Consider the following 15,673-nt stretch of genomic DNA (forward strand, 5'->3'; position numbering starts at 1 on the left):
GCCGCCGGCGGCACTGACGGGTTCCCGGGACTGAGCCGCATGATCCTGCCTCCCCTTCAGTCGCTCGACGACGGCTTGCGGTTGCTGGCCCTCTATCGGCGCCCGATGCTGCTCGCGGGCATGCTGTTCCTGGTGGCGGTTGCGCTCCTGTTGCTGGTCGTCCCGCCGCGCTACAGCTCGAACGCCAGTCTGCTGATCAAGCCCGGGCGGGAGGACGTGGCGCTGCCTGTCGAGATCATGAACCGGCCGGTGGTGAGCACACCCACTGGCCTGCGCGATGACATGCTGGACGAGAAGGCCCTGATCACCAGCGACCGTGTGGTCAGTGCCGTGGCGGCGCAGATCGGCGACGGCTTGGCGGCAGCGGATGCGCCAGCGGGGCTCCTCGGGCGACTGCGTGCCGGCGTGAAGGCGGTGTTGCGCGGCATCGCCGACGCCGTGCAAGGCGTGTTGGCGACACTGCGGCTTGCGGACCAGGTGACGCCGGAGCAGGCGCTCAAGGAGCGGTTGTCGCGCCGTTTGGGTGTCGGCTACGAGGACGGCTCCGAAGTGCTGCAGTTGTCCTTCTCCTGGCGCGATCCGACATCGGCGCAGGCCATCCTGGACGTCTGGGTGGAGCAGTTCCTGGCCGCCCGTGCCCAGCTCATGGAGCGCGACAGCGTGCGGGCGTTCTACCGCGAGCGCGTGGATGCCAGTGAGCAGCGGCTGGCCGGGCTCCAGGCCGAGCTGTCGGCGCTGCGTCAGGCCATGGGGGCGCTGGATGCCGGCGCGGCGGTGCGCGCGCTCGGTGAGCGCATAGCAGGCCTTGAAACCGAGCGCGACGACCTGCTCGCGGACCTTGCGGGCATCGATGCGCGGCTCACGGAGATCCGGGCACGTCTGGCGACGCTGCCGGCGGAAGTTGTGGAGCGGCGTGAGCGCGACCTGAACCCCGCCGTGGAGGATTTGCGGCGCGAGATCCTGAGCACGCGGCTTGAGCGCCGGGAGCTGCTGCACGACTTCGAGCCCGAGGCGGATGCGGTGCGACGCCTGGATGCGGGCCTCGCGGAGCTTCAGTCCTGGTTGGCTTCGGAGCCGGAGCGCATCACCCGCACCGAAAGTCTCGCACCGAACGCGCTGGCGCAGGACCTGACGGCTTCGCTCCAGCAGCATCAGGTGGCGCACGCGCACCAGAGCGCCGAGCTTAAGACGAAGGACCGCCAGCTCGTGCAACTGGTCGCCGAGCGTGAGCGGCTGATCGCGCTTCAGGATCGGGTCGAGTTGCTGGAGCGTCGCCTCGGCGCCGAGAACGACCTTTACTGGAAGTACCTGGCATCGCTGCAGCAGGCGGAAGTCGACGATGCGCTCGACCGCGAGCGCATCTCCAACGTGGCCGTGCTGCAGCCGCCGAGCTTTGATCCTGGGCGCAGCTTCCCTCCCACCCTGCCCATCCTGGCGGCCACACCGCTGGTCCTGCTCGCGGTGATGGGGCTCACGGCGTATGTCACCGCCGTGGCGGACCCGCGTGTGCGCGATGCTCGGGCGCTGGCGCATGCCTTCGATATCCCGGTGCTGGCAGAGATTCCCGCCGCCGCCGAGTCGGACGCCGACGCCGGGCTGGTCGGCTACCGCAGCCTCTGGCTCGCACTCGATCCGGCGCAGGTGCCGGCGTCCGGGCGCTGCATCGGGTTTGCCGCCTGGCGGCTCGACGTCGCGCCGGCGCAGCCGGCGGAAGCACTGGCGGCCCTGTGCACCGACGCCGGCGTATCCGCGCAGGTGGTGACGGGGCCGGTACCCGCCGCGGCGGGCACCCTGCACTTCGGTGTTCTGCCGCCGCTTGCGGCCGCTGCGCCCGGTGAGCTGCGGCGCTGGCGCCACTGCGACGATCTGATCCTGGTGGTTCGGGCCGATCACAGCACCTTCGCCGAGGTTGCCTCGGCACGTCAGCTCTTGCGGCAGGCCGGCGGGGAACGCTTCCGTGGCGCCGTGGTGACCGCCGTCCGCGGGACCTCGGGGCCTTGGTCCGGGACGCCGCGGTCCGGCGGTGCCGAGGCGCGCGTCTGATGCGCATCGCCCATCTCGGCCCCGTGCCCCCGGAGGCCTCCGGCATCGCCGACTATGCCGAGGCCCTTGCCGCGGCGCTGCGCGAGCGCGGCCTGGAGGTCGCGGCACACCTGCCTCGGGACTTCGCGCGCGCCGACGCTCGCGGCATCCGCGGTGCAGCGCGCCAGCTGGCGGCGGCGCCCGTGGACCTGTACCACTTCGAGCTCGGCGGCGGGCGCGTGCGCCATTTTCTGTTGCTGCGCGAGCTGTTGCGTCTCAGGCAAGGGCGTCCCATCACAGCCACCGTGCATGATCCGGAGCGGCTCGCCTGGCGCGGCTGGGGGCTCGGGCGCTTCGAGCGGCTGCCGCGGGTGCTCCAGCAGGGCCTGGTGCTGGTCACCGAGCCCCTGTCGCGCCGCCGCGAGCGCACAGCCGCAGGGGCGCTGCACCGGCTGGTGGTGCTGACGCCGGCCGGCGCCGCGGGCCTGCGCCGCTGGGCCCGCCTGCCGGCGGCGCGCGTCAGCGTCATTCCGCATGGTGTCGCTGCGGTGCCCTATGTGCCCCCACCGGCGCTGCTGCCGCTGCGCGTGCTGTGCTTCGGCTTCCTGCATCCGGGCAAGGGCATCGAGGACCTGCTGGATGCCTTGGTCTGGCTGCGGCGCCAGGCCCCGGCGGCGCTGGACCGGCTTCAGCTCACCATCGCCGGTGGCTCCAGGCCCGCACTGCTGCTGCGTATGCGCGGGGACTATCCCACCCGCCTGCGGGCGTCCGTCGCTGAGCTTGGACTCGGCGACAAGGTTCAGGTGCTGACGGACATCCCCGCCGCCGCGCTGGCAGACCTGGTGGCAGCCCATCATGTGCTGACCCTGCCGTATCGGGATTCCCGCAAGCTCGCGCTGCTCGGCCGCCAGCTCGGCGCCAGCGGGGCCCTGGGCTGGGCAGTCGCCTGTGGTCGCGGCGCCTTGGTGAGCGATGCCCGGGCCCTGGCTGGGGAGGTGGGCCATGGCAACGGCGCCGCCGTGCCCCAGCGTGACCCCGCCGCGCTGGGCGCGGCGCTGGCGGAGCTGGCCGAGGCCCCACAGCGGGCGCTGGCCTGGGCCGAGGCCAGCGCACGCCTCGCCCGCGAGCGCACCTGGGCGCAGGTGGCGGCGCGCTTCGAGCGGATGTTCACCGAGGTGCTGGCCGAGCCCGGGGTGCGGCCATGAGCCGTCGCGGCGGTGTCAAAGGCCGCCGCTCGCGGCTGCGTGTGCCGGTGCCGGCGCTGGGCCTGGCGCTGCTTGCGGCGCTGGTGTGGCTCCCTTGGCGCCCATCCGCTGGCGTTGCCGACGCGCCGGAGGTGCGCAGGTCCATAGTCTTTTCCGAATTCCTCGGGGTGAACACGCCCTTTCTGTTCTTCGATGCCGCCGCGCAACGGCGGCAGGTGGAGCGGCTCAAGGCCCTCGGCCTCAAGTGGGTGCGCCTGGACCTGCACTGGTATCACCTGGAGCCGCGCGAGGGGCAATTCGATCTTGCCGCGCTGGACCGGCTCATGGCGCTGCTGCGGGCCGCGGACATCGAGCCCGTGGTGTACCTGGTGGGCTCCGCGCGGTTCGCCTCGACGGCGCCGCCGGGCGCGGCGTTCATCGACCCCTACCCGCCGCGCAGCAACAGCGAGTTCGCGGCACGCATGGTGGCGCTGGCGGAGCGCTACCCCTGGGTGTGCTGCTGGCAGATCTGGAACGAGCCGAACATCCACACCTTCTGGCAGCCGCAGGAGGACCCGGCTGCCTACGGCGAGCTCGTCGCCGCCAGTGTCGCGGCCCTGCGGCACGCGGCACCGACGCGCCGGCTCGTGCTCGGTGGCATGGCCTACTTCAGCCAGATGCCGAAACGCGGCGGCCTGATGCTGGAGGCGCTGCAACGCGAGGGCATCCTGGATCTCGTGGATGTGGTCGCCTATCACCCGTACACGGACAAGCCGGAGGGTGATACGGCCATGGGCGGGTCGGACGGTTTCCTCGCGCGCAGCCATCGTGTCAACAGCTGGCTGCGCCGCGCCGGCGTGGAAGCCATCTGGGCCACGGAGCTCGGCTGGTCCACCTATACCGGCCCCAAGGTGTGGCAGAGCCTGATCGACGAAACGGATCAGGCGGACTACCTGCTGCGGCGCCTGGCGCTCATGATGCGCGCGGACTTCGACCGGGTGTTCTGGTTCGCGCTGACGGACCTCGACGAGCGGGTGCCGCCACGGGACCGGTTCTACGGGCTGCTCAGGCGCGACGGCAGCCCGAAGCCCAGCTATGACGCGCTGAAGCGCCTACTGGCCCTCACGGGCGACCGGCTCGCGCCCGTGTCGTCGCCGCTCACCGTCGCAGCCGCCAACTACGCCTATGCCTGGCGCAAACCCGACGGTAAGCGGCTCGTCTTCTTTTGGGGGCCGCAGCCGCAGACGCTCACCCTGGCGGGGAGCGGCGCCGCCGTTCTGCACGATCCGGTGCAGGGCACGCGTGAGACGCTGCCGCCGGAGGATCGGGAGGTCCGTCTGACCCAGCGCTTCCAGGTGCTGGAGCTCCCCGCTTCGGCACCCGCGCCGGCGCCCGAGCTGGAGCGCGCGCCGGCACCGGCACCGGGCCCGCGGGAAGCACGACCATGACCCGGCGCCGCATCGGCATCGACTATCGGGCCGTCACGGCCGCGCCGTACTCCGGCATTGCGCGGCAGGTGCGGGCGCTGGTGGATGCGCTGAGCGATTCAGCGGGGCAGGAACTGATCCTCTACACCGATGGCCCTGCGACCCCTGGGCGCTGGCCCGTGGTGCGCCCGGATGCGCCGTCCGTGCCCGGGCGTCTGCAGCGGCCCCATCGGCGCCTGTGGTTCGAGCATCGATTTCTTCCTGCGGTGCTCGCCCGCGACCGCATCGACGTGTTCGTCACCACGGCCAACTGCGGCATTCCGGCGCCGCTGCAGCGACCGCTGCGCCGCGTGGCCTGGGTGCACGACTTCTTTGCCATCACCCACCGGCGCCAGCATCGGTCCTGGCGCGAGCGGCTGCTCTATGCGCCCTATCTGCGCTGGAGCCAGGGCGTTGCCGTGCGGCATGCGGATGTGCTGCTGACGCCGTCGCACTATAACGTGCAGGTGTGCCGGCAGCGCTTTCCGGCCGCCGCGCTGCGCATGCAGGTCCTGCCCAATCAGGTGACTGACTTTCCCGCCCCTGATCCTGGGTGCATCGGCGTCGGGCTGCCGGCCCGGTTCTGGCTGGTGGTGGGGGCGGCCGAGCCGCGCAAGAACGTCCCCGCTTTGGTGCGGGCCTGGCTTGCAGGTGGAGCCGAGCTGCCGGAGCTCGTCATCGTTGCCGGCCCGGGCGATCTGCCGCCGGCGCTGCGCGTGGCAGCGGGTGCCCGCCTGCATCTGCTGAGCGATGTCAGCGACGCGCAGCTGTGCTGGCTGTACCGGCAGGCCGACTGCCTGTGGCACCCCGCGCTCGCCGAGGGCTTTGGCCTGCCGGTGGTGGAGGCCATGGCCCAGGGCACGCCGGTGGCGGTGGCCTGCGGCACGGCGCTGGATGAGATCGTGCCTCCGGGGACGCCGCGCTGCTCACCCTATGACGAGCAGGCGATGCTGTGCCTGATGCGAACGCTCGCCGCGCAGCCGGCGCGCAGTGGGCCGCGGGCCGACCTCATGGCCTGGGCCGCGCGCCACGGGGCAGCGGCATTCCGGGCGCGGGTCAGCGAGCTGGCGGCCCAGTGGTGAGGGCGGACGGCGCACCGGTCGTGGCCGGCGGGCTGCTCGCTCTGCTCGCGGCGGCGGGGCTGGTGCTGCTGCCCCTGCCGCTGGGCGCGGTCCTGCTGCCGGGAATCGCGTTGCTGGCGGTGCTGATTTCGGCCCCGCGGGTGACCTTCGTGCTGTTCGCGCTCAGTGCCGTCTCCTTGCCCTACACGAGCATTGAGCTGGGCATCCGCCTGACCCTGAGCGAGGGTTTGCTCGCCCTCGCCTGGCTCGGCGTTTTGCTGCGCGCTCCCCGCGACCTGCGGTTGCCGCCCTGGGGCCGCACCGAGTGGCTGCTGCTGCTGTTGATGGGCTACAGCGTCGTGCCCTTTCTGTACGGCGAGCTGGCGATGCCCGGCCCGAGCGGCTTGGTGAGCTGGCTGCGCTGGCTGCTGAATCTGTCCACGCTCTTCCTGGTGGGGATCCTGTTCCGCAGCGAGGACGGCATCCGCGGCGTCGCTCTGGCGCTGGTCCTGGGTATGGCTGCCATGCTGCTGTTGTCCATCCCGGTGTTTCTTGCGGACCCTGACCCGCTGGCAATGCTCCCGGTGCTCCAGAGCCTGGGCTATGTGCATACCGAGGCGATGCTCGATATCTTCTCCGGCACTGCCGGGCGCATGGGCTCGCCCTGGGTGCATCCGAACCTGCTCGGCGGCATGCTTGCGCTGCTGTTGCCGGTGGCCGTCTTCCTGCAGGTGGCGGCCCGCGGTGGTGGCCGGGCAGTGCTCTGGGCCGTCACGCTGCTCGGCGTCGCCGGGCTGTTGCTCAGCATCTCCCGTGGCGCGATCCTGGCCCTCGGCTTGGTGCTGACAGCTCTGGCGGTGCGCGGACGCGTTGCTGCGCGGCGGCTGCTGTTGCTGGCGAGCCTGCTCGCGGTGCTGTTCGTGGCCGTGTATCCGCCGGTGCAGGAGCGTCTCGGCAAGATGTTTTCCGCGCAGAACGAGAGTACGCAGCTGCGCTTCGAGGAATACCGACTGTTCCCCGAAGCCGTGGCGCGCTATCCGCTCGGCATCGGCTTCAAGAGCGATCCGCCGCCGCCGGGCTCGGGTCTGCTCGGCATTTCGAACCTCTGGCTCAACTACATGTACAAGCTGGGGCTGCCGGCGATGTTCCTGTTCATCGCCGTGCTCATCGCCTGGTGGCGGGAGACGAGCACGCCCGCGGTCGGTGCGCCGGGCCTCGCCATGGGGCTGCGCTTGGGCGGGCTGGCGGCGCTGCTGACCGGCCCGGTGGATCACTATTTCAGCTTCAGCCCCGTGGCCGTCGCGGTGTTCTGGACGGTCATGGGTCTCGCCTTGTCCGCCGCGCGGGGCAGCGCCCCCGGGGCTCGGCAGGCGCAGGACACGGCGGGCACCGGGCACGCCGCGCACGGCTGGTCCGCGCACTCGGTGCATGGCCCCGACGGCCGGCAGATGCCCGGCGTATCGAGCGTTGCAGTGGAATGATCGGCTCGGGGCTGGTGCTGGCACTGTGCCTTGCCGCGGGGATGGTGCTCGGGCTGGCGCGGGAGCTGCTGATCATCGGCCGGTGGGGTGCCAGCGGCGCCACGGATGCGCTGCTGGTGGCGCTGTTCCTGCCCGAAGCACTGCGGCTCATCCTTGCCTCCGGGCTCGTGTCCTCGGCAGCCATGGCGTTGTGGCTGCTGCACAGGGATCAGGCGAGCGCGGCTGACTGGCTGGCGAGCCAGGGCGTTGCGTTGATGAGTCTTGCAGTCGCGCTGGGTTTGCTGCTGCATCTGGCCGCCGGAGCGGTGATCGCACTGATCGGCCCGGGGCTCGATGCAGCGGATAGGGGATTCGGGCGCGAAACCCTGGCCATTGCCGCCTGGTGTCTGCCGGGGCTCCTCCTGCACGCGTTGCTGGCCGTGGTGCATCAGGCGGATCAGCGCTTCGTGCTGGCGGGGCTCGGCTCGGTGCTGTTCAACCTTCCCGCGGTTGCCTACCTGGTCCTGAGCGGTGCGGGCGCGGGGCATCAGGGCTTCGCCTGGTCGCTGGTGTTGGGCAGTGTGCTCATGCCTGTGGTGCTGCTGCCGCATGTCTGGCGGCGTGGCTGGCGCCCAGGCGTGCTTCGGCTGCGTTGGCGTTACGTCCAGGATCTCGGCCTGCGGCTGCTGCCCCTTGGACTCGGTGCCGGGGCCGCGCAGGCCGCGGTGCTGCTGGAGCGCGTACTGGGGTCGCTGCTGCCGGAGGGCAGCGTCGCCCTGCTCAATCTCGCCCGCAAGCTCATCGGCGTACCGGCCATCGCCATCAACAGCCTGGGTCAGGTGGCCCTGGCGCGGTTTGCAAGCAAGCTCCATGCGCCGGCGGCCGATGCGGCCGTGGCGCAGCTGACAACGGCATTGTCCTGGCTTGCCATCATGGCCCTGCCCGTGGCGCTCGCCCTCGCCGGCTGGGCCGGGACGGCTGCGGTGCTGCTGCCGGGCGCGGATGCCGGCGACGGCGAAGCGCTGGCGGCATTGCTCCGGGTGCTCGCCATCGGCCTGGTGCCGGCGGGCTTCAACGTGCTGCTGGTGCGCTGGTGCTTTGCGCAGGGCCGCATGATGCAGCCGACGACATTGGAACTGCTGGGTACCGCTGCGCAGCTGCTGGCGACGCTCGTGGCGTTCCCGCTGCTCGGCCTGATCAGCCTGCCGCTGGGGGCCTTGGTCGGTGCGGCGGTGTCCATGGGGCTCCTCCTGTCCGTTGCGCCTGCCGAGCTGCGGGCAGTCCGCTGGGCAGCTTTCGTCGCCATTCAGGGGCTGCTGGTGCTCTCGGCCGGTGCCTGGGCTGCGGGCATACCATCACCGGCCCTGCTGGTGGCGGTCCTACAGGCCGGGCTCTTCGCCGGCGCCGGCTGGCTGTTGCTGTGGCTGGGCGCCCGGCGGCTGCGGCTTCTGGACCCGGGCGCCTAGGGGAACGCCGAAGTATTCGGCGTGTCCCGCGCGGGGCAGGACGCCGCGCCATTGTCAGGCGCGTAGGCTGCTGGAAATGCAGGAACCGGAAAACCTTGCCTTTTCCGGTTCCGCAGGCTTTCTGGGCAAGACGCCCAACCAATCGGTATCGCCCTGGGTGCCGGCCCGGCAGCGGTGTCGGGCTCAGTGCAGAAAGTTGTAAAGGCCCCGGGGATTGACGCGGTAGTCGAGGTGATGCGTGCGCTCGCCCATGGGCTTTGCATTGAAGCCGCCGACCACCGAGTAGGGCGCGATTTCCTTGTTGACGATGGTGCCTGCGCCCACCACCGCGCCGTAGCCCAGCCGGCCGCCATGGACCACCATGGAGCGTGTCGCAAGCCAGGCGTAGTCGTCGATGTAGATTGGATCACCGACGATGCCGAAGTCCTCGGCGTCGAGCTCATGGACACCCGCGACGATGAGCACATAGGACGCAATGGTCACGTGGTCGCCCACAATGAGCCCCGCGCGCCCATCCAGCAGGCAATGCCAGCCGACGCAGGTGTCCTCGCCGAGGACGATGTTCTCGATGCCCAGGATCTCCGTGTTGCGCCAGACGGACGAGCCCTTGCCGATCTTCATGCCCCCGGCGCGCAGCCAGGTGAGGCGTATCCAGTGGCTTGGGATTTTGCTGATCAGGATGTTGTAGATCTGCTCCCAGGCGCGGCGCCCACGGTCCGTCAGCGTTTGCAGGTTGATGCCGGGGCGCGGCGGCAGGCGGGCGGGTATCTCGGATTTCAGCACGTGGTACAGGCGCCGCTGCACCGGGTCCTCGATCTGGTGCTCCAGGTCGATGTAGGAAATGTAGACGTGCTTGGCGCTCCCCGTGCGGGGCTTCGTGCGCTCCGCGATGATGCCGGTCTCGCGCAGGGCGATGTAAGCCGCAAGCAACTCCTGCTCGCTGGCGCCGACGCTGTCGGCGTACGCATGCAGGCGCTCCGGGAGATCGGCGGAGTGAAGAATGTAATGACCCACGGCGACGGCTCCCCCGGTTGGACGGCGACGGCCTGAGCGCGCAACCCGGCGTGCAGGCATGGCCGGTGGTCCGACGGGCGCGCCGCAGCGAGCCCGTCGGCAACGCTGCTGGTGCGCTCCAGGTGCGTTGCCCGTTGATGGCACAGGGTCATTATCGTCCTGCAGAGTACACGCTCGGGAGCCAGTGATTCGCTGTCAATGGTATAAGTGAAAAACTGATCAAAGATAAAGGATTCCCTCATCATCCGGCCCCAGGTCGGCGGTTGCTTCAGCCGATGGCGGGCGCGGCAGGACTCAGTCAGTTGGACGCTGTTTGCCGCCTGCGTGGCGGCTGTACACGCGCTCCAGCGCCTGCGCCGCCTGCGCCCAGTCCTGGTGGGCGGCCGCCCAACGGCGTGCGTTCTCGCCGAGGCGTCGCGCCAGGTCAGGGTCACGCAGGAGCAGGGTCAGCTGTGTCGCGATCCCGGCGGCATCCTCGGCCACGGCAAAGCAATGCCGGGCGTCTGCGCCCAAGCCGGTGAGCGCCTGTGGTGTCGCGACGATGGGGAGCGCCGAGGCCATGGCTTCGAATACCTTCAGCTTCGAGCCACCGCCTGCCCGCAGCGGGGCGACGAAGACGGCTGCGCGGCGGTGCAGGGTCGGGAGCGCATCGACGAAGCCGCCCCATTCGATCCTGGGGTCGGTGTGGCGCCTGCGCCAGCGGGCGGGCACGGCATGGCCGTAAATGGCGAGCCGGGCGGAAGGCTGCTGCTGCCAGACGCGGGGCATGATGTCGGCGATGAGCCATTCCACCGCGTCGACGTTGGGCGGGTAGTCGTAGTTGCCGAGGAAGAGAATGCGTTGGTCGGTGCTGTTCGGTGCCACATCGGCGAAGGCTGCGGTGTCTACGCCGTTCGGGACGACGGCAACGGGCGTGTCGGTGACAGTGCGAAAGGCGGCGGCGTCCGCGTCGGTCACTGCAATCAGGTGCGTGGCGAGATCGAAGACCCGCCGCTCCCAGCGGCGGTAACGCAGCCGTTCGATCGGTGCCGGCAATGCCCCGAGCCAGCCGAGTCGCGCGAGTGTGATGCCGCTGAGCTCGGATTCGACGTTGTGCTCCGTGAGCACAAAGCCGCGGCGCAGCTCCCGTAACGGCCGCTCGATGGACTGGAAGCTGTAGCTGTGCTCGATCTGGATGACATCCCAGGGTGCTGCCAGCAGCGCCCGGAAGCGGTGCTGAAAGGCGCGGTGATGCCCATTGATGCTCGCAAGCAGTGGCTCGAAGGGCCGCAGCGCATGGAGCAGGGTCAGCGGATGCCGCAGCGGGCGGCGTCTGACATAGATGACGCGCTCGAGAAAGCCCTCCAGATGGCCAAGCTCCGCCGCGGACGGCGCCGCTTTGGTCAGCGCCAGCAGGGTGATGCGATGACCTGCATCGGCGAGCCGCCGCAGCAGTGCATATTGGCGCGTTTTGCCGCCGCTGCTGGTCGGCCACGGCAGGTAGGGCGAAACCCAGAGGATGCGCAGCATGCGTGTCGCGCCGGCAGGAGCCATTGGCCGTGATCATACACCCATCGGCGCCGCCGGCAGCCGGACGCCGGCGGCCAGACCGCCCGAAGCCGCGCGCGCGAAGTCCAAGCTGCCGCCGTAGGCCTCCGCCACATCCCGGGCGATGGCGAGGCCCAGCCCGGAGCCCGCCTTGCGCTCGTCGAGCCGCAGGCCGCGCTCGCCGAGCCGGTGCAGCTGGTCCGCCGGCACGCCCGGCCCGTCGTCTTCGATGCTCACCTGCACCGGATCGCCTGCTGCGACCCGGATGTCCACCCGGCTGCGGGCCCACTTGGCGGCGTTCTCCAGCAGGTTGCCCAGGAGCTCCAGCAGGTCATCGTCGGCCAGCGCGGCGACGGCGCCGTCGGCTGCCGTGAGCTGCCAGTCCACCCGCGCCCCATCCGGGGTGCGTTTGAGCGTGCGCAGCAGGCGCTGCAGCGCAGCCGTCACATCGGCGTGCGCCTGGCGCGGGCGGGCGCCGGCGCGCACCCGGGCGCGGATCAGCTCCCGGTCCACGCGCCGGCGCATGTGGCAGGCGAGCTGGTCCAGGTCCGCCGCCACCGCGGCATTGCCCTCGCGGCGCAGGCGCTCGGCGTCCGCGGCCAGGGCGCTCAGCGGTGTCTTCAGTCCGTGCGCCAGGTCTGCGGTCCAGCTGCGGGCCTGGGTGACGGCCTGCTCGCGGGCGGCGAGGAGGGCGTTCACCTCTGCCACCAGGGGGCGCACCTCGTCGGGATGCTGCTCCGGCAGGCGCTCGGCGCGGCCGGCGCGCACGGCGTTAACACCCCGGCGTACGGCCTCCAGTGGCGCCAGCCCGATGCGGATCTGTACCCAGGTGGCGGCCAGCAGCAGCAGGGCGATGACGCCGAGATACGGCACCATGTCGCCGGCGAAGGCGTCGCGGGCGGCGATGAGCTCGGCGCGATCCTGCGCCACCGCGAGCCGCAGACTGCGGCCCGTTGTGTCGTCGGGCGCGCGCGTTGCGGGCACCAGCCGGATGCTGCGCTCGCGCACCAGCAGCGGACGGCCGCCGGGACCCGGCAGCACATGGGCATGGACGCTGCCCGGGGTGAGCCGGTCCGGCGGCAGCAACAGCTCTGTGTCCCACAGGGAGCGCGAGCGCAGGGCGCCGAGCCCCGCCTGGGCCGCCGGGATATCGTCGATCTGCCAGTAGAGACCGGACAGGGGGGCCTCGAAGCGCGGGTCCGCCGGGCGCGGCGCGACGGCGAGGCCGCCGTCTGCGGTGACACGGACCGCTGCGGCGAGCTGGTTGAGCTGGCTCGTCAGCTCGGCGCCGATGCGCCGCTCCACGTGGCGCTCGAACAGGGCCACCAGGCTGAGCGCGGCCACCAGCAGCGCGAGTGTGATGGACAGGACCCCGGCAACGGCGAGCCGTGCCCGCAGCGAACGGCCGGTCACCGCTCGGCGCCGTCAGCGGCCGGGTCCGGCTCGATGACATAGCCGAAGCCGCGGCGGGTGCGGATCAGGTCCGCGCCGAGCTTGCGGCGCACCCGGCCGACGAGCACCTCGACGGCGTTGGATTCGCGCTCGAAGTCCTGAGCATAGAGCTGCTCGGTGAGCTCCAGCTGCGGCACCACCCGGCCGGCATGCTGCATCAGATAGGCCACGAGCCGATACTCCGTCGGCGTCAGGCGCACCGGCACGCCGTCGCGGCTCACCTGCATGCGCCGGGTGTCCAGGCTGAGCCCGCCCACCCGCAGCACGGGCGAGGCCTGCCCCGCCGACCGACGCACCAGGGCACGCAGCCGGGCCAGGAGCTCTTCCATGCGGAAGGGCTTCGGCAGGTAGTCGTCGGCACCGGCGTCGATGCCCTCAACGCGTTCGTGCCAGGCGCCGCGGGCGGTGAGGATGAGCACCGGAAAGCGCTGCCCGGCCTCGCGCCAGCGACGCAGCACCGAGAGGCCATCCATGCCCGGCAGGCCCAGGTCCAGCACCACCGCGGCCCAGGTCTCGGTGTCGCCGCGGAACCAGGCATCCTCGCCGTCGGCGCTGTGCGCCACCACGAAGCCCGCGGCGTCCAGGGCCGTGGCGATGCCCTCGGCGAGGCGGGTGTCGTCTTCCACCAGCAGGATGCGCATCAGTCGTCCTCCTCCTGCTCCAGCAGCCGGCCCGCGGCGGCGTCCATCAGCACCTCCAGCACCCGGCCGTCCGGGGTGATGACCTTGAGCTCGTAGACCCAGGTGCCGTGCTCGCGCTCGAGCTCGACCTCCACCACCTCACCCGGCACCTGCACGGCCACCGTCTTCAGGATCTGTGCAAGCGGCAGGACTTCGCCCGCCTCCAGCGCGGCGCGGGCGCGGTCGTGATCGTGCGGGTCCGCCCGCGCCGGTGCGCCTGCGGCGAGCAGCAGCGGCGCTGCGAGCAGCGCCGCGGCGAGGTGCGCCTTGGTGGGGCTTGGCCGGGGCATGGCGTTGCTCTGTTGCAGTGGCTCCGGAGTCTGGACTGCGCGCCGGGGGGCGCCGCTGATGCAGCGATGCCGGCTCAGCGCCGTGCGCCAACGCCCACGACGCTGACAGCCCGTGCTTCTGTGCATGACACCGCCTAGCTCGGCTTCCCACCATTCACATGGTGCGCCGAGGCACCTGACAGAAGGCTGACAACCGCCCACAGGGAAACGTCAGTGGCCGCCCTTTAAGCTGGCTTCGCGTGTCGAGGACGGCGCCGCAGCCCGTTGCGGTTGCGACCGTCGCCGCGGCAGCGCAGCCATGTTCTCAACCATCGGAGCAACGAGCCATGCCGACACAGATACTCGCCGCCGACGCGGCGCCCCCGCCTGCCGACGCGCAGGCACAAAACACCGAGCAGGTGCGGGTCTGGGACCCGCTGGTGCGGATCTTTCATTGGTCGCTGGTGGGCGGCTTCGCCACCGCCTTCATCGTCGAGGACGACCTGCTGGGCGTGCACGTCTGGGCGGGCTATCTGGTGCTCGCCCTGATCGCGGTGCGACTGGTCTGGGGCATCGTCGGCACCCGGCATGCCCGCTTCACGGATTTCGTGCGTGGTCCGCGGCAGGTGCTCGGCTATCTGCGCGAGAGTCTGCGCCTGGCCGCACCGCGGCATCTTGGCCACAACCCCCTGGGCGGCGCCATGGTGGTGGCGCTGCTCGCGCTGGTGGGGCTCACCGGCCTGACTGGCATGGCCCTGTACGGCGCCCAGGAGCTCTCCGGACCCCTCGCCGGACTCATGAGCGGCACGTCGCCCGCCGTCGGCGCCGGCCTGGAAGAGACGCACGAGGTCTTGGCGAACGTGACGCTGCTGTTCATCGCCGCACACGTGGCCGGGGTGCTGTTCTCGAGCTTCGCCCACCGCGAGAACCTGATCGCGTCCATGCTCACCGGCCGCAAGCGCCGCAGCTGAGGGCATGCTCATGACCAAGCGCATCACCGAACGCCCACGCCGGCTGACCGGCCCCCTGCTGCTCAGCCCGGTCCTTTTGCTCGCTGCGGCGCCGGCTGCGATGGCCGGTGACGCCGCCGCCGGCGCCGCAGCCTGGGTGCAGCAGCACCCGCAGCCGGGCGGCGCGCCGGCGCGCAGCTGCGCCACCTGCCACACCGCTGACCTGACCCGCCCGGGCGAGCACGTGCGCACCGGCAAGCCCATCGAGCCGTTGGCGCCCTCGGTGAGCCCGGAGCGGCTCACCGACCAGGCCAAGGTGGAGAAATGGCTCAGGCGCAACTGCCGCTGGACCCTCGGTCGCGAGTGCACGGCGGCGGAGAAGGCGGACTTCCTGGCCTACATCCGCGCCCAGTGAACCGAGCAAAAACACCCGAACGGAGAGACGACATGAACACATCCCTGCGCATCGGCGGCCTGGTGGCCGGCGCCCTGCTGGCGCTCGGCCTCGCCGGGCTGGCCCTCGGCGACGACGACGATCACGACGACCACGACGACGATCACTACGAGGAATACGAGCACGAGCACGGCAGTTGGATAGAGCCGGGCGAGGACGTGAAACCCGTCGCCAACGCCACCTATGCCGAGGAGTGCGGCGCCTGCCACATGGCCTATCAGCCGGGGCTGCTGCCCGCCGCTGCCTGGCAGCAGGTTATGGCGCCCGAGGCGCTCATGGACCACTACGGCGACGACGCGTCCCTGTCCACGGCGCTGCGCGGCGAGCTCACCGACTACCTCACGGCCAACGCTGCGGGGCAGGCGCGAAAATCCCGCTCCCGTGCCTTCGCGGTGGGCGATGCCGGCGCCGGCGACCTGCCGCGCATCACCGCGACCCGCTATTTCCGCAACGAGCACCACGAGATCCCATCGAAGCTGGTCGCCGGCAACCCGGAGGTCGGCAGCTTCAGCAACTGCAATGCCTGCCATACGGGCGCGGATGAGGGCGTCTACAACGAGCACCGGGTGCGCATACCGGGCTACGGCCGCTGGGACGACTGAGCAGCAGTCGGCGCTTTGGCCCCCTTGATCGCACGCAGGCCCCAGGTCTTCAGCGGGCCGTCTAGG

Annotated in this window: 14 protein-coding genes; 9 read left to right on the forward strand and 5 right to left on the reverse strand. The window is 71.1% G+C overall.

What is annotated here, in order from left to right; all coding sequences use genetic code 11:
- Positions 1–39 precede the first annotated feature (39 nt).
- Genes QZ607_RS11295 through QZ607_RS11320 form a run of 6 tightly spaced genes read left to right on the forward strand, consistent with a single transcriptional unit; the run spans position 40 to position 8,659 of the window.
- Positions 40–2,043 carry a hypothetical protein gene (locus QZ607_RS11295; protein WP_295882719.1) on the forward strand — a complete coding sequence of 668 codons (2,004 nt, stop codon included), beginning with the start codon at positions 40–42 and terminating at the stop codon, positions 2,041–2,043.
- Positions 2,043–3,227, forward strand: a complete 1,185-nt coding sequence (locus tag QZ607_RS11300) for a glycosyltransferase (RefSeq protein WP_295882721.1) — start codon at positions 2,043–2,045, stop codon at positions 3,225–3,227. Before QZ607_RS11295 ends, QZ607_RS11300 begins: the two co-directional genes overlap by 1 nt.
- A complete protein-coding gene (locus tag QZ607_RS11305; protein ID WP_295882722.1) occupies positions 3,224–4,654 on the forward strand; it encodes a beta-galactosidase in 1,431 nt (476 codons plus the stop codon). Before QZ607_RS11300 ends, QZ607_RS11305 begins: the two co-directional genes overlap by 4 nt.
- The gene (locus QZ607_RS11310; protein WP_295882723.1) at positions 4,651–5,754 is read left to right on the forward strand and encodes a glycosyltransferase family 1 protein; all 1,104 of its coding nucleotides are present in this window, start codon (positions 4,651–4,653) and stop codon (positions 5,752–5,754) included. Before QZ607_RS11305 ends, QZ607_RS11310 begins: the two co-directional genes overlap by 4 nt.
- 20 nt (positions 5,755–5,774) lie before the next feature.
- Positions 5,775–7,214 (forward strand): O-antigen ligase family protein, encoded by a 1,440-nt coding sequence (locus tag QZ607_RS11315; RefSeq protein ID WP_295882725.1) that lies wholly within the window; start codon positions 5,775–5,777, stop codon positions 7,212–7,214.
- Positions 7,211–8,659, forward strand: a complete 1,449-nt coding sequence (locus QZ607_RS11320; RefSeq protein WP_295882728.1) for a lipid II flippase MurJ — start codon at positions 7,211–7,213, stop codon at positions 8,657–8,659. Before QZ607_RS11315 ends, QZ607_RS11320 begins: the two co-directional genes overlap by 4 nt.
- A gap of 183 nt (positions 8,660–8,842) precedes the next feature.
- On the opposite strand, the gene QZ607_RS11325 is transcribed toward QZ607_RS11320, so the two are convergent.
- From QZ607_RS11325 to QZ607_RS11345, 5 genes are all read right to left on the reverse strand, one after another.
- Positions 8,843–9,673 carry an acyltransferase gene (locus tag QZ607_RS11325; protein WP_295882729.1) on the reverse strand — a complete coding sequence of 277 codons (831 nt, stop codon included), beginning with the start codon at positions 9,671–9,673 and terminating at the stop codon, positions 8,843–8,845.
- 294 nt (positions 9,674–9,967) lie between these two features.
- Positions 9,968–11,182: a glycosyltransferase family 4 protein gene (locus QZ607_RS11330; RefSeq protein WP_295882730.1), complete on the reverse strand. Its 1,215-nt coding sequence runs from the start codon at positions 11,180–11,182 to the stop codon at positions 9,968–9,970.
- Positions 11,183–11,215: 33 nt separating this feature from the next.
- A complete protein-coding gene (locus QZ607_RS11335) occupies positions 11,216–12,613 on the reverse strand; it encodes a HAMP domain-containing sensor histidine kinase (RefSeq protein WP_295882731.1) in 1,398 nt (465 codons plus the stop codon).
- A complete protein-coding gene (locus tag QZ607_RS11340; protein ID WP_295882732.1) occupies positions 12,610–13,293 on the reverse strand; it encodes a response regulator transcription factor in 684 nt (227 codons plus the stop codon). The genes QZ607_RS11335 and QZ607_RS11340 overlap by 4 nt, the downstream gene beginning before the upstream one ends.
- Positions 13,293–13,622 (reverse strand): PepSY domain-containing protein, encoded by a 330-nt coding sequence (locus QZ607_RS11345; RefSeq protein ID WP_295882733.1) that lies wholly within the window; start codon positions 13,620–13,622, stop codon positions 13,293–13,295. The genes QZ607_RS11340 and QZ607_RS11345 overlap by 1 nt, the downstream gene beginning before the upstream one ends.
- Before the next feature lie 326 nt (positions 13,623–13,948).
- Here QZ607_RS11345 and QZ607_RS11350 point away from each other — a divergent pair, with 326 nt between their 5' ends.
- From QZ607_RS11350 to QZ607_RS11360, 3 genes are read left to right on the forward strand one after another with little or no spacing between them, the layout of a single operon-like run.
- On the forward strand, positions 13,949–14,572 hold the full coding sequence (locus tag QZ607_RS11350; protein WP_295882734.1) for a cytochrome b/b6 domain-containing protein: 624 nt from the start codon (positions 13,949–13,951) through the stop codon (positions 14,570–14,572).
- 10 nt (positions 14,573–14,582) lie between these two features.
- Positions 14,583–14,966 carry a DUF1924 domain-containing protein gene (locus tag QZ607_RS11355; protein ID WP_367268182.1) on the forward strand — a complete coding sequence of 128 codons (384 nt, stop codon included), beginning with the start codon at positions 14,583–14,585 and terminating at the stop codon, positions 14,964–14,966.
- A gap of 32 nt (positions 14,967–14,998) precedes the next feature.
- Positions 14,999–15,607 carry a diheme cytochrome c gene (locus tag QZ607_RS11360; protein ID WP_295882735.1) on the forward strand — a complete coding sequence of 203 codons (609 nt, stop codon included), beginning with the start codon at positions 14,999–15,001 and terminating at the stop codon, positions 15,605–15,607.
- The last annotated feature ends 66 nt before the right edge of the window (positions 15,608–15,673 follow it).

The sequence above is a fragment of the uncultured Thiohalocapsa sp. genome (genome assembly GCF_913063425.1).
In the GTDB taxonomy this organism is placed as follows: domain Bacteria; phylum Pseudomonadota; class Gammaproteobacteria; order Chromatiales; family Chromatiaceae; genus Thiohalocapsa.

Coding starts and splice junctions, on each gene's coding strand:
- QZ607_RS11340 (WP_295882732.1), bottom strand. CDS start 13,293: ATGCGCATCCTGCTGGTGGAAGACGACACCCGCCTCGCCGAGGGCATC.
- QZ607_RS11350 (WP_295882734.1), top strand. CDS start 13,949: ATGCCGACACAGATACTCGCCGCCGACGCGGCGCCCCCGCCTGCCGAC.
- QZ607_RS11310 (WP_295882723.1), top strand. CDS start 4,651: ATGACCCGGCGCCGCATCGGCATCGACTATCGGGCCGTCACGGCCGCG.
- QZ607_RS11360 (WP_295882735.1), top strand. CDS start 14,999: ATGAACACATCCCTGCGCATCGGCGGCCTGGTGGCCGGCGCCCTGCTG.
- QZ607_RS11305 (WP_295882722.1), top strand. CDS start 3,224: ATGAGCCGTCGCGGCGGTGTCAAAGGCCGCCGCTCGCGGCTGCGTGTG.
- QZ607_RS11355 (WP_367268182.1), top strand. CDS start 14,583: ATGACCAAGCGCATCACCGAACGCCCACGCCGGCTGACCGGCCCCCTG.
- QZ607_RS11300 (WP_295882721.1), top strand. CDS start 2,043: ATGCGCATCGCCCATCTCGGCCCCGTGCCCCCGGAGGCCTCCGGCATC.
- QZ607_RS11320 (WP_295882728.1), top strand. CDS start 7,211: ATGATCGGCTCGGGGCTGGTGCTGGCACTGTGCCTTGCCGCGGGGATG.
- QZ607_RS11295 (WP_295882719.1), top strand. CDS start 40: ATGATCCTGCCTCCCCTTCAGTCGCTCGACGACGGCTTGCGGTTGCTG.
- QZ607_RS11330 (WP_295882730.1), bottom strand. CDS start 11,182: ATGCTGCGCATCCTCTGGGTTTCGCCCTACCTGCCGTGGCCGACCAGC.
- QZ607_RS11345 (WP_295882733.1), bottom strand. CDS start 13,622: ATGCCCCGGCCAAGCCCCACCAAGGCGCACCTCGCCGCGGCGCTGCTC.